The 12281-nt window shown below is 72.0% G+C and carries 10 protein-coding genes; 2 read left to right on the forward strand and 8 right to left on the reverse strand.

The genetic code is table 11. The features are described 5' to 3' along the window. Nucleotides 1–57 precede the first annotated feature (57 nt). Nucleotides 58–2217: a RecQ family ATP-dependent DNA helicase gene (locus ACFYNX_RS32050; protein ID WP_388666730.1), complete on the reverse strand. Its 2160-nt coding sequence runs from the start codon at nucleotides 2215–2217 to the stop codon at nucleotides 58–60. 356 nt (nucleotides 2218–2573) lie between these two features. Between ACFYNX_RS32050 and ACFYNX_RS32055 the strand changes: the two genes are divergently transcribed. Then, on the forward strand, nucleotides 2574–3203 hold the full coding sequence (locus ACFYNX_RS32055) for a hypothetical protein (protein WP_365547316.1): 630 nt from the start codon (nucleotides 2574–2576) through the stop codon (nucleotides 3201–3203). 198 nt (nucleotides 3204–3401) lie between these two features. On the opposite strand, the gene ACFYNX_RS32060 is transcribed toward ACFYNX_RS32055, so the two are convergent. The 5 genes from ACFYNX_RS32060 to ACFYNX_RS32080 all read right to left on the reverse strand — a co-directional run bounded on the left by ACFYNX_RS32060 (nucleotide 3402) and on the right by ACFYNX_RS32080 (nucleotide 7484). Next, on the reverse strand, nucleotides 3402–4037 hold the full coding sequence (locus tag ACFYNX_RS32060; RefSeq protein ID WP_365547313.1) for a hypothetical protein: 636 nt from the start codon (nucleotides 4035–4037) through the stop codon (nucleotides 3402–3404). A gap of 104 nt (nucleotides 4038–4141) precedes the next feature. Further along, nucleotides 4142–4858: a ribonuclease HII gene (locus tag ACFYNX_RS32065; protein WP_365547310.1), complete on the reverse strand. Its 717-nt coding sequence runs from the start codon at nucleotides 4856–4858 to the stop codon at nucleotides 4142–4144. 365 nt (nucleotides 4859–5223) lie between these two features. Beyond that, nucleotides 5224–6132, reverse strand: a complete 909-nt coding sequence (locus ACFYNX_RS32070; protein WP_388666734.1) for an ADP-ribosylglycohydrolase family protein — start codon at nucleotides 6130–6132, stop codon at nucleotides 5224–5226. A 12-nt stretch (nucleotides 6133–6144) separates the two neighbouring features. Beyond that, nucleotides 6145–6804: a histidine phosphatase family protein gene (locus ACFYNX_RS32075; protein ID WP_388666737.1), complete on the reverse strand. Its 660-nt coding sequence runs from the start codon at nucleotides 6802–6804 to the stop codon at nucleotides 6145–6147. Nucleotides 6805–6878: 74 nt separating this feature from the next. Beyond that, nucleotides 6879–7484, reverse strand: a complete 606-nt coding sequence (locus tag ACFYNX_RS32080; RefSeq protein WP_388666740.1) for a YdbC family protein — start codon at nucleotides 7482–7484, stop codon at nucleotides 6879–6881. Between the two features lie 360 nt (nucleotides 7485–7844). Here ACFYNX_RS32080 and ACFYNX_RS32085 point away from each other — a divergent pair, with 360 nt between their 5' ends. Continuing rightward, nucleotides 7845–8375: a TerD family protein gene (locus ACFYNX_RS32085; protein WP_365547303.1), complete on the forward strand. Its 531-nt coding sequence runs from the start codon at nucleotides 7845–7847 to the stop codon at nucleotides 8373–8375. Nucleotides 8376–8439: 64 nt separating this feature from the next. On the opposite strand, the gene ACFYNX_RS32090 is transcribed toward ACFYNX_RS32085, so the two are convergent. Together ACFYNX_RS32090 and nrdR are read right to left on the reverse strand one after the other, a co-directional pair. Further along, nucleotides 8440–11337, reverse strand: a complete 2898-nt coding sequence (locus ACFYNX_RS32090; RefSeq protein ID WP_388666743.1) for a vitamin B12-dependent ribonucleotide reductase — start codon at nucleotides 11335–11337, stop codon at nucleotides 8440–8442. Nucleotides 11338–11515: 178 nt separating this feature from the next. Beyond that, entirely contained in the window at nucleotides 11516–12025 is a 510-nt protein-coding gene (gene nrdR, locus ACFYNX_RS32095) for a transcriptional regulator NrdR (protein ID WP_383434977.1), read from the reverse strand. Nucleotides 12026–12281 lie beyond the last annotated feature (256 nt).

Genomic DNA, 12281 nt, shown 5'->3' on the forward strand with positions numbered 1-12281 from the left:
GGCACCCGCCGGGGCCGGAGAAGGACGGAGTCGGCAGCCCACCCAGGGGCGGGCAGGTCAGCCGGCCGCGGCGAGGACCAGGGGGAGCACCTGCGCGGCGCCCGCACGGCGGAGCAGTCGGGCGGCGACCGCGAGGGTCCAGCCGGAGTCGGTGAAGTCGTCCACGAGCAGCACGGGGCCGGAGGCGGCCGCCAGGGCGCCGGACAGCTCTCCGGAGACGGCGAAGGCGTCGGAGAGCGCCCTGAGGCGCTGTGCGGAGTTGCTGCGGCGCACCGCGTGCGCGCCGTCCGGCCCGGTGTACGTCAGGGTCCCCAGGTAGGGCAGGCGGCCGATGTCCGCGATGCCCCGGGCGAGGGAGCCGACCAGGTGCGGGCGGGCCAGGGACGGCACGGCGACGACCCCCACCGGCCGGGCGGAGGCGTCCGGAACGTCCGGCGCCCAGCCGCCCGGGGAGCGGGCCCAGTCGGCGAGGACCGCCACCGCCGCCTTGAGGACGTCGTCCGGGACCGGTCCGTCGGGCGCGTTCTCGGCGAGGAGGGGGCGCAGGCGGTTGCCCCAGCCGATGTCCGAGAGCCGGCCCAGGGCCCTTCCGGTGGAGCACTGCTCGCCGGCGGGGATGCGGCCCTTGAGCTCGATCCCCAGGGCGGGCATCCCGGTCGGCCACATCCGGCGCGGCTCCACCTCCACGCCGGGGCGGTCCAGCTCCCTGGTCGCGCCCGTCAGCGTCTCCTGCGACACGGATGTGTCGGCCCAGGCGCCCGCGCAGTTGTCGCAGCGGCCGCACGGGGCCGCGCCCTCGTCGTCCAACTGCCGGCGCAGGAACTCCATCCGGCATCCGGAGGCGCTCACGTAGTCGCGCATGGCCTGCTGCTCGGCGGCCCGCTGCCGCGCCACCCACGCGTACCGCTCGGTGTCGTACGTCCAGGGTCGTCCGGTGCTCTCCCAGCCGCCCTTGACCCGTCGCACGGCGCCGTCCACGTCGAGGACCTTGAGCATCGTCTCCAGGCGGGTGCGCCGCAGGTCCACCGCCGCCTCCAGGGCCGGCACGGACAGCGGCCGTCCCGCGTCGGCGAGGGCCGCCAGGGTCTGGCGGACCTGTGCCTCGGGCGGGAAGGCGGTGTCGGCGAAGTAGCGCCAGATCGCCTCGTCCTCCTTCCCCGGCAGCATCAGCACCTCCGCGTGCTCGACACCGCGGCCGGCCCGGCCCACCTGCTGGTAGTAGGCGATCGGGGAGGACGGCGAACCGAGGTGGATCACGAAACCGAGGTCGGGCTTGTCGAAGCCCATGCCGAGGGCCGAGGTCGCCACGAGCGCCTTGACCCGGTTCTCCTGGAGGTCGGCCTCGGCCTGGAGCCGGTCGGCGTTCTCCGTGCGGCCCGTGTACGAGGCGACCGCGAAGCCGCGCTGCCGCAGGAAGGCCGTGGCCTCCTCGGCGGCGGCGACCGTCAGCGTGTAGACGATCCCGGAGCCCGGCAGTTCGTCCAGGTGCTCGGCGAGCCAGGCCAGCCGGTGCGCGGCGTCCGGCAGCCGGACCACGCCGAGCCGCAGGCTCTCCCGCTCTAGGGAGCCGCGCAGCACCAGCGCCTCGCCGGCACCGGTACCGAGCTGCTCGGCCACGTCGGCGGTCACCCGGGCGTTGGCGGTCGCGGTGGTGGCGAGGACCGGCACCCCGGGGGCGAGCTCGGTGAGCATGGTGCGCAGCCGGCGGTAGTCGGGGCGGAAGTCGTGGCCCCAGTCGGAGATGCAGTGCGCCTCGTCGACCACCAGGAGGCCCGTGGTGGCCGCGAGTTTGGGGAGCACCTGCTCGCGGAAGTCCACGGAGTTGAGGCGTTCGGGACTCACGAGGAGGACGTCGGTCTCGCCGCGCTCGACCTCGTCGTAGATCGTGTCCCACTCCTCGGGGTTGGCCGAGTTGATGGTGCGCGCCCGGATGCCGGCCCGCTCCGCCGCCTCGACCTGGTTCCGCATGAGGGCGAGCAGCGGCGAGATGATCACGGTGGGTCCGGAGCCGCGGCGGCGCAGCAGGGCGGTGGCGACGAAGTACACCGCCGACTTGCCCCAGCCGGTGCGCTGCACCACCAGGGCCCGCCGCCGTTCCTCCACCAGGGCGGCCACCGCCAGCCACTGGTCCTCCCGCAGCCGCGCCGTCCCCTCGGCGGCGCCGACCAGCTCGGCGAGAACGGCATCGGCTTCGGCGCGGAGCTCCAGGGTGTCCATGCACCCATGCAACCCGATGCCACTGACAATCGGCGAACTCACCCAGCGTGACGCCAGGTCACGAACGGAAGGGAGGTTTCCGCTCGTGTCCACCCGGTGTCCGCCCCGTGCCGGTCACCGAGAGGTGAAACCGGCAGACGAACGGGGAGTGAACAATGGGCAACTGGGCAGGGATATGAGTGGCATACCAACGCATTCCCGTCAGCGGTCTCAATTGCTCATTGCCGCTCGCGCACGGGCCCGCAAGAATTGGACCACCGCCCCACAAGGCCCGTCAGCGGTCCGGAAGGACTGTGCCGTGGTGCGCCCTCACCCGACCTTGCCCGCCCAGCGGGCGCGTATCCGAAGGGAGGACCGTGACCCTCGGATTCGCTCCGCCCACAGCCGCCTCGACCAGATCTTCGTCCGGGTCCGCCAGCCGTCTCGCCCGGATACTGGAGCCCTCCGAGTGGGCCGCGGCGGGGGTCCCCCTGTTGCGCAATCCGCGCGAGGTCGTCGGCGGTCTGCACTCCCGCCACGCGCCCGCGCCCGCGACGGCGGTCCTCGCGGTCCTGGACCACGAGGAACGGATCGCGGCCAGCGCCTCGTTCGTCCGCCGCTCCGCGCCGGCGGACGGCTGGGAGTTCCGCAACGCGCTCCTGGCGCACCTGCGGCGCGTCATCCCCCACGACCTGCGGAGGCGTGCGCCCGTACGGACCGCGGTGCTGCTGTACTGCCGCGAGGGGGACGAGCGCTGGACGGAGGAGGACGGGGCCTGGATGTGGGGACTCCGGGACGCCTGCACGCTGCACGGGCTGCGCTGCGGCGCGTACATCACGCTGACCCGAGGGGGCTGGCAGGTGCTCGGCGAGGGCCGGGGAGGCCGCCGACCGAGCTCCGACTCGCTTCCCGTGCCGCTCGGCGACGGGCCGGCCGAGTTCGACCGGATCACGCCGAGGACCGCGAGCGGCGCGGTCGAACCGCTGCGCCGGGCCGCCGCGCGCTGAGCGCACGGGCGGCACACAGCACACAGCACACAGCACACAGCACACAGCACACAGCACACAGCACACGAACGACGTGCAGGCGCCGTCCGCCACACCTGAACCGTCCATGCTGCCCGACCTGCCCGACCTGCCGCCCCGCCGGGCCCGGCACGGCCCGGCGGAGGAGCGGTCGGTCGGTCGAGGGGTACGGGCCGTCGGTCAGACGCCGGCGCCCGCTCCGAGGACCGCCGTGATGCGCTGCGGGTCGCCGCAGACGACGAGCAGCGTGCCCGCGCGGGCCAGCGCCGCCGGCAGGGCGCGGGCGGTCGCCTCGTCGTCCCCGCCGTTGACGGCGACGATCACCACGGGCCGGGAGGCGGCGCGGTCCACGGCGGAGGCGTCGGCGAAGAACACGTCGTCGCCGGTGTCCTGCTGGGCCCAGTAGGCGGTTTCGCCGAAGGACAGCTCGTGCGCTGCCCACGGGTGCTGCTCGCCGGTGGTGAGCAGCAGGACCTCACCGGGGGCCCGGCCGCTCTCCAGGAGCAGGTCCAGGGCCTCCTCGGCGGCGTCGAGCGCGCCGTCGACGGGCGCCGGGATCAGTTGGAGCTGCGGGGCGGACCGCTGGTCGGAACGATTCTCCGTGCCACCGGCCGGAGACTTCCCGGCCGCGGGGCGCGGCTTCGGCGGCGCGGGCCGGGCGGCGGGTCCGGGGACGGGACGTCCGGGGCGCGGGGAGGCCGCGGAACGCGGACCGGGTACGGGACGGGGGGTCGACGCGGGGCGGCCGGCGGCCGCGGTGGCGCGGGGACCCTGGGCGCTCTCGTGAATCTGAGGCTCCTCGGGGATGAGAGGCATGGGTGGATGTCTATCAAACGCCGCTGCGCGGGGCATCGGCGGGTGGGCACACAGGTGCACCCCGGGCGCGTGGGCGGCTTTTCGGCGGCCCCGCGACCGGAAGTTCAGAAGTCGAAGCCGAGTTGGCCCCCGCTCTCCAGCGCGGCCGCCTCGACGGAGAGGCGGACCTTCTTGAGGTGGCGCCACCGGGGCAGCGCGTCCAGATAGGACCAGGAGAGCCGGTGGTGCGGGGTGGGGCCCAGCTCCGCGAGGGCCGCCCGGTGGACCGGCGAGGGGTAGCCCGCGTTGGCGCCGAAGGCGTACGGCACGTACTCCCCCGTCCCGGCACCGGCCTCCAGCTCCGCCATGAGGGTGTCCCGGCGGACCTTCGCGAGGACGGAGGCGGCGGCCACGGCGATGCAGGACTGGTCGCCCTTGATCACCGTACGGACCCGCCAGGGGCTGCCGAGGTAGTCGTGCTTGCCGTCGAGGATCACCGCGTCGGGCCGCACGGGCAGGCCTTCGAGGGCCCGGACCGCCGCGAGCCGCAGTGCCGCGGTCATTCCGAGGTCGTCGATCTCCTGCGGGGAGGCGTCGCCGAGCGCATACGCCGTGACCCACTGCTCCAGCTCCAGTGCGAGGGAGGCACGGCGCTTGGGGGTGATCAGCTTGGAGTCGGTGAGCCCTTCGGGGGGTCGGCGCAGTCCGGTGACGGCCGCGCAGACCGTGACGGGACCGGCCCACGCCCCGCGCCCGACTTCGTCGACTCCGGCGACGATCCTGGCGCCGGTGGTGGCTCGGAGCGATCGCTCGACGGTGTGGGTGGGGGGTTCGTACGGCATGGCGCCAGACAGGTTACGCCGCTCGACACCGCCCGCGATACCCGGATTCCCGCCAAGCTCCCGAAAAGCTCCGTCGCTCCACCGCCCGGCACCGCCACCACCGCGCTCCGAACGCCCTCGGATTCGCGTACGCACACACGAACCGTCACGCCATCACGCCAGGGCACCCCCTGGAAACCGAACAGTCATCCGCCCCATCTCACCCACACCAAAGGGAAGAAGGATCAGAGCCGGGATCGACCGAAGCGACCGACGAAAGCCCCCACCGCCCCACAGAAAGTCGCACGAGCGAAGCTCCGCCCCAGGGAGAGTCACCGGACCCGGCAGGCATCGCCCCCAGGACCCGGCGACACCGGATCACGATCTCAGGAGGCCGTGACGGGGATCCACTCGGGAAGTTCCTCGGTCTGTCCCAGCCAGTCCGCCGGGGGCGCGCCGGCCTCCGTGGCGGCCACCACTCCCCCCGCGATGGCGCAGGTCGTGTCGACGTCCCCGCCGACCTGCGCGGTCGTCCAGAACATCCGCTCGAAGTCGCCGAGCGCCCGCGCGGCCGACCAGAGGGCGAAGGGGACGGTGTCGTGCGCGCTCGTGCGCCGCCCGCTGCCGAGCACGGCGGCGACCGTGCCGGGGTCGCCGTAGTCGAGCATGTCGCGGGCCCTGCGCAGGCCCGCTCCGACCGCGCTGCGCGGCACCAGGGCGATCACCCCGTCGAGCAGCGCCTCGGGCGTGGGCGGCCCGGCGGGGTCGGCGGCGAGGGCGGCCGCGGCGGCGACGGCCATGGCGCCCACCACGGCCTCGCGGTGCTGGTGGGTCGTGTACGCGGAGATCTCGGCCTGGTGGGTCGCCTGCTCCGGGTCGTCCGCGTACCAGGCTCCGAGCGGGGCGATCCGCATCGCGGCGCCGTTCCCCCAGGAGCCCTGTCCCCTGAAGAGCGCGGCGGCCAGTTCCCGCCAGTCACCGCCCTCCCGGATGAGCCTGAGCATCCGGTTGACCGCGGGACCGTAGCCCCGGTCGAAGTCGTGATGGTGCGCGAAGGACAGGGCCAGGGCGTCCTGGTCGATCCGGTCGTGTCGCACGAGGACGGCCAGGACGGAGCAGGCCATCTCGGTGTCGTCGGTCCACTGCCAGGATCCGGGAGGCAGCTCGCGCCGCTTCAGCAGGGGGTAGTGGACGGGGACGAAGAACTGGGAGCCCAGGGCGTCTCCCACGGACAGCCCGCGCAGGCTGGCCAGGGCGCGGTCGAAGCGCCGGTCGGGTGAGGAGTCAGCGGTCATCGGTCTGCCACTCTATCCGGTGCGGCCGTACGGTTCGGGGGTGCGCCAGCGTTCGAACGGCCTGTCCAGGCGGTATCTCCCGTCCTCGCCGAGCTGGAGGACGCGGGTCTCGGCGTTGCCGGGGTTCGACAGCGACTCGAAGTCCGCGACCGTCCAGTGGAACCAGCGCATGCAGAAGAGGCGCATGGTCAGTCCGTGGGTGACGAGGAGGACGTTGGGCGGGTGGTCGGGCGCCTCGAAGCTGCGGTACAGGCTCTCCAGGAAGGCTCCGACCCGGTCGTAGACGTCCGCGCCCGACTCCCCCTGGGCGAAGCGGTAGAAGAAGTGTCCGTACGCGTCGCGGTAGGCCTTCTGGAGGCGTACGTCCTCCCGGTCCTGCCAGTTGCCCCAGTCCTGCTCCCGCAGCCGTGGCTCCTCGCGCACCCGGACCTGGTCCGGGGGGAGCCGGAAGGCGCGGAGGGTCTCGTGGGTGCGCCGGTAGGGCGAGACGTAGACGCTGACCGGCTCCTCGCCGAAGAGCTCCCGCAGCCGCTCCCCCGTCTCCTCCGCCTGCCGCCGTCCGGCATCGGTGAGCCGCAGGGCGTGGTCGGGCTCCCGTTCGTACACCGTGTCATCGGCATTGCCCTCGGACTCTCCGTGTCGTACGAGGACGATGCGCCGCGGTCGTGCCATACCCCGACCCTAGATCGTCACTCTCCGGAAGGCTCGGCCGAGGGGTCCACCGGCGGGGCGGGCGGCGGGCGTCCTCAGACCGTCCAGGACGGTTCGAGCCGCACCACGTCCCCGTTCAGCGCCGCCACGTCGGCCGCGGTCCGGGCCCGCAGCCCGAGCCGCTCCACCCGTTCCTCCCGGTACTTGCCGTGCTCGGCGGTGGACTGCCACATCGAGAGGACCAGGAACTCGCTGCCGGGTGCCTCCCCGAACATGCCCCGCAGCATGCCGGGGGATCCGGCCATCGCCGGGTTCCACACCTTCTCCTGCATGAGCGCGAAGTGCTCGGCGCGGTCCTCGTGGACACGGCAGTGCGCCACCCGTGCCACGTCGGCGTCGGAGAAGCGCGGTTCGAACCCCGTCTTCACGTCGAAGCGGTGGTCGAACAGCTTGGCCTGGCCGTCCCGGAACGTGCCCACCTGCGACGCCGCGAGCCGGTCGTGCGACCGCGCCATGAAGGAGTCGTAGAAGGCCCGGCTCTCCCAGAACGCGAAGACGTGGGCGACGTCCGGCCGACTCCGGCTCCACCCGCCGCCCTGTCCCCGGAAGCCCGGCTCACCGAGCAGCCCCGCCCATTTCCGCTGTCCTCGTTCGAACCCTCGACGGTCCACCACGGTGCAGCAAATCCACTTGACCAGCACCGCGCCATCGTACGGGGCCGGAGAGCACCCCGGCAGTCCCCGGCGGGCGCACGCGCTCCGCGCCCGCACGCTCCCCCGCTTCCGGACGGAACGCCCCGGGAGCGCGCCTGGCGAAGGGCCGTCAGGACCCCTTTTAAGAAAGCGAGTTCCCCGCCCTCCCCCCGGGCCGACCGATTCGAGCCAGAGAGGCGTCGAGATCCGGCTCGTCGCCGTTCTGCCCCTTCCAGCGCCGGCCCCTCTGTCACAGGCGCATGACACCATGAGTGATCGGCACGCGACCAAGGGCTGCGGCCGAGGGCGTTCGACCGGGTCGACGGTACGAGGCGAGGCGCGCGGGGGCGCGCGGAGAGGGGAAGCACCATGAGCGGACTCAACAAAGGAGTGGGGCGCGTCGAGGTGACGCTCAAGTGGGACCCCGCCCAGGCCGGCTCCCCGGCCCACGATCTGGACCTCGTCGCCGGCGTCTTCACCGCCGACGACCCGCACGGCACCCCGGCCCAACTGGTGCACTTCGGCAGCCGCTCCCCGGACGGCACGATCACGCTCCACCGGGACAGCCGTACGGGCCAGGGGTTCGGTTACGACGAGGCCATGACCGTGGAGCTGGACCGTCTCGCGCCGAGGTACGCGCGCGTGGTGGTGGGCGTGGCCATACAGCAGAGCGGCGGGCGGCTCTCCTTCGGCGACATAGCGGGCACGGGCGTACGGGTCCGCGAGGGCTACACCGACCTCCTGACCCACGACTTCGCGGACGTCCCGGACGCCCTGTCGGCGACGGTCGTGGAGTTCACCCGCACCGGACCGGACGGCTGGACGTACCGACCGCTTCCCCGCGGCTTCGACGCCGACCCCCAGGCCTTCGGCAAGCTGCTGGGTTCCAAGACCTCCTGACCGCACCCTCCGGGCGCGCGAAAGGGGCGCCGACCGGTCGGTCGACGCCCCTCTCACGGACGGACTAGCTGCAGCCGCTGGTGGAGCCGCAGCCCTCGCAGATGTAGCAGGAGCCGGCCCGCTGCATCTTCGTTCCACAGGAGAAGCAGAGCGGGGCGTCGGCGCTGATGCCGAGCTGCATCTCGACGAGCTCCGCCGAGGTGTGGGCCTGCTTCGGGGCCGGGACCTCGGCCTTCGGGGCCGGGGCGGTGGCGACGGCCTTCAGCTCCGGGGTGCGGGGCGCCGACTGGGCCAGGCCCTCGACGTCGACCTCGTCGTCCTCGGGCTGCTCGTACGAACCGGTGTCCAGGTGGCGCTGACGCTCCTCGGCCGAGTGGATGCCGAGGGCGGACCGGGTCTCGAAGGGCAGGAAGTCGAGCGCCAGGCGGCGGAAGATGTAGTCGACGATCGACTGCGCCATCCGCACGTCCGGGTCGTCCGTCATGCCGGCCGGCTCGAAGCGCATGTTGGTGAACTTCGAGACGTACGTCTCCAGCGGGACGCCGTATTGGAGGCCGACGGAGACGGCGATGGAGAAGGCGTCCATCATGCCGGCGAGGGTCGAGCCCTGCTTCGACATCTTCAGGAAGACCTCGCCGAGACCGTCGTCCGGGTAGGAGTTGGCGGTCATGTAGCCCTCGGCACCGCCGACGGTGAAGGAGGTGGTGATCCCCGGGCGGCCCTTGGGCAGGCGCTTGCGGACCGGGCGGTACTCGACGACCTTCTCGACGGCCTCGCGGATCGTCGCCTCGGACTTCGCGGTGACCTCGGCCTTCTCGTCCTCCTTCTTCTTGGCGGAGAGCGGCTGGCCGACCTTGCAGTTGTCGCGGTAGATCGCGAGCGCCTTGACGCCCATCTTCCAGGCCTCGAAGTAGACCTCCTCGACGTCCTCGACCGTGGCCGTCTCCGGCAGGTTCACGGTCTTGGAGAGGGCGCCCGAGATCCACGGCTGGATGGCGGCCATCATGCGGACGTGGCCCATCGCGGAGATGGAGCGCTCGCCCATGGCGCAGTCGAAGACCTCGTAGTGCTCGGTCTTGAGGCTGGGCGCGTCGATCACGTTGCCGTGCTCGGCGATGTGGGCAACGATCGCCTCGATCTGCTCCTCCTGGTAGCCCAGGCGGCGCAGGGCCTGCGGGACGGTGCCGTTGACGATCTGCATCGAGCCGCCGCCGACGAGCTTCTTGAACTTGACCAGGGCGAGGTCGGGCTCGAGGCCGGTGGTGTCGCAGGACATCGCGAGGCCGATGGTGCCGGTGGGGGCGATGACCGAGGCCTGGGCGTTGCGGAAGCCGTTCTTGGCGCCGAGGCGGATCACGTCCTGCCAGGCCTCCGTGGCGGCGGCCCAGATCGGGGAGTCCAGGTCGTCCACGCGGACGGCGATGGTGTTGGCGTCGGCGTGCTGCTTCATGACGCGCTGGTGCGGCTCGGCGTTGCGGGCGTAGCCGTCGTACGCGCCGACGACGGCGGCGAGTTCGGCGGAGCGCTTGTACGAGGTGCCGGTCATCAGGGAGGTGATGGCGCCGGCGAGGGCGCGGCCGCCGTCGGAGTCGTACGCGTGGCCGGTCGCCATCAGGAGGGCGCCGAGGTTGGCGTAGCCGATGCCGAGCTGACGGAAGGCGCGGGTGTTCTCGCCGATCTTCTGGGTGGGGAAGTCGGCGAAGCAGATGGAGATGTCCATCGCGGTGATGACGAGCTCGACGACCTTGGCGAAGCGCTCGACGTCGAAGGACTGGTTGCCCTTGCCGTCGTCCTTGAGGAACTTCATCAGGTTCAGCGAGGCGAGGTTGCAGGACGTGTTGTCCAGGTGCATGTACTCGCTGCACGGGTTCGAGCCGTTGATGCGGCCGGACTCGGGGCAGGTGTGCCAGCGGTTGATCGTGTCGTCGTACTGGATGCCCGGGTCGGCGCAGGCCCACGCGGCCTCGGCCATCTTGCGGAAGAGCGCCTTGGCGTCGACCTCCTCGATGACCTCGCCGGTCATGCGGGCGCGCAGGCCGAACTTCCCGCCGGTCTCGACGGCCTTCATGAACGCGTCGTTGACGCGGACGGAGTTGTTGGCGTTCTGGTACTGGACGGACGTGATGTCGTCGCCGCCCAGGTCCATGTCGAAGCCCGCGTCGCGGAGGGCGCGGATCTTCTCCTCCTCCTTGACCTTGGTCTCGATGAAGTCCTCGATGTCGGGGTGGTCGACGTCGAGGATGACCATCTTGGCCGCGCGGCGGGTGGCGCCGCCGGACTTGATCGTTCCGGCGGAGGCGTCGGCGCCGCGCATGAAGGAGACCGGGCCGGAGGCGTTGCCGCCGGAGGAGAGCAGCTCCTTGGAGGAGCGGATGCGGGAGAGGTTCAGGCCGGCGCCGGAGCCGCCCTTGAAAATCATGCCCTCTTCCTTGTACCAGTCGAGGATCGACTCCATGGAGTCGTCGACGGACAGGATGAAGCAGGCGGAGACCTGCTGGGGCTGCGGGGTGCCGACGTTGAACCAGACCGGCGAGTTGAAGCTGAAGATCTGGTGCAGGAGGGCGTAGGCCAGCTCGTGCTCGAAGATCTCGGCGTCGGCGGGCGAGGCGAAGTAGTCGTACTCCTCGCCGGCCTTCGTGTACGTCTTCACGATCCGGTCGATGAGCTGCTTGAGACCGGTCTCGCGCTGCGGGGTGCCGACCGCGCCGCGGAAGTACTTGCTGGTGACGATGTTGACCGCGTTCACCGACCAGAAGTCGGGGAACTCGACGCCGCGCTGCTCGAAGTTGACCGAGCCGTCGCGCCAGTTGGTCATGACGACGTCCCGGCGCTCCCACGTCACCTCGTCGTACGGATGCACGCCGGGGGTGGTGTGGATGCGCTCGATGCGCAGGCCCCTGCTCGCCGACTTGGTTCCCTTGGTGCGGGAACCACGTGCCGGGCTGCTCGCCGTCTCTGTCATGCCGCCTCCCATATACGGGCAAAACACACTTTGGCGCCCAGATAATCCCAGGGCACCGTCTTCTGGTACGTCGTTCAGTACTGCTGCCGCGAGGGCCACGGGGCCGTTCGGGGCACGTCTGCCGGGCCGCGCGACGGCGGCCGGTCGCGCCGGGCCGCGGGACGGCCCGGACCGCCGGTCAGTCGGCGGCGGTGGCGGGAACGGGGACCTCCGGGGTCGCACCGGTCCCGGGGTTCTCGACGGGGGGCCGCACGCGGAGCTCCGCGATGGCGGCCTCGAAGTCCTCCAGGCTGTCGAAGGCCTTGTAGACGGACGCGAAGCGCAGGTACGCGACGAGGTCGAGTTCCCGCAGGGGGCCGAGGATGGCCAGGCCCACGTCGTGGGTGGTCAGCTCGGCACTGCCGGTGGCGCGCACCGCCTCCTCGACACGCTGGCCGAGCTTGGCGAGGGCGTCCTCGGTGACCGGTCGCCCCTGGCACGCCTTGCGCACGCCGGAGATGACCTTGGTGCGGCTGAAGGGCTCGGTGACGCCGGAACGCTTCACCACCATGAGCGAGCAGGTCTCCACCGTCGTGAAGCGACGGGAGCAGTCGGGACACTGGCGACGGCGTCGGATGGACGTCCCGTCGTCGGTAGTGCGACTGTCGACGACACGGCTGTCGGGGTGCCTGCAGAAGGGGCAGTGCATTGGTTCCAGAGCCTCCCTCACGGCACGACTGACAAGCCTCGCGCTGCCCGTCAAGGCCCTGCGAAGCGACCACCAGCATAGGTGATGCGAGCACCCCCGGCAGACCGGGACCACTACCCCTGGGCGGCCGATGACATCCAACCACTAGATCTTGGGTCGGGGGTGTTTTCCGGGCCTTCCGCGTGTCGCGGCGCGCCCGCTCCCGGGATTCCGCCCCGGCGGGTGTGACACTGAGGGGACCGCCGACCGACCACGG

The organism is Streptomyces sp. NPDC007872 (assembly GCF_042868165.1).
In the GTDB taxonomy this organism is placed as follows: Bacteria; Actinomycetota; Actinomycetes; order Streptomycetales; family Streptomycetaceae; genus Streptomyces.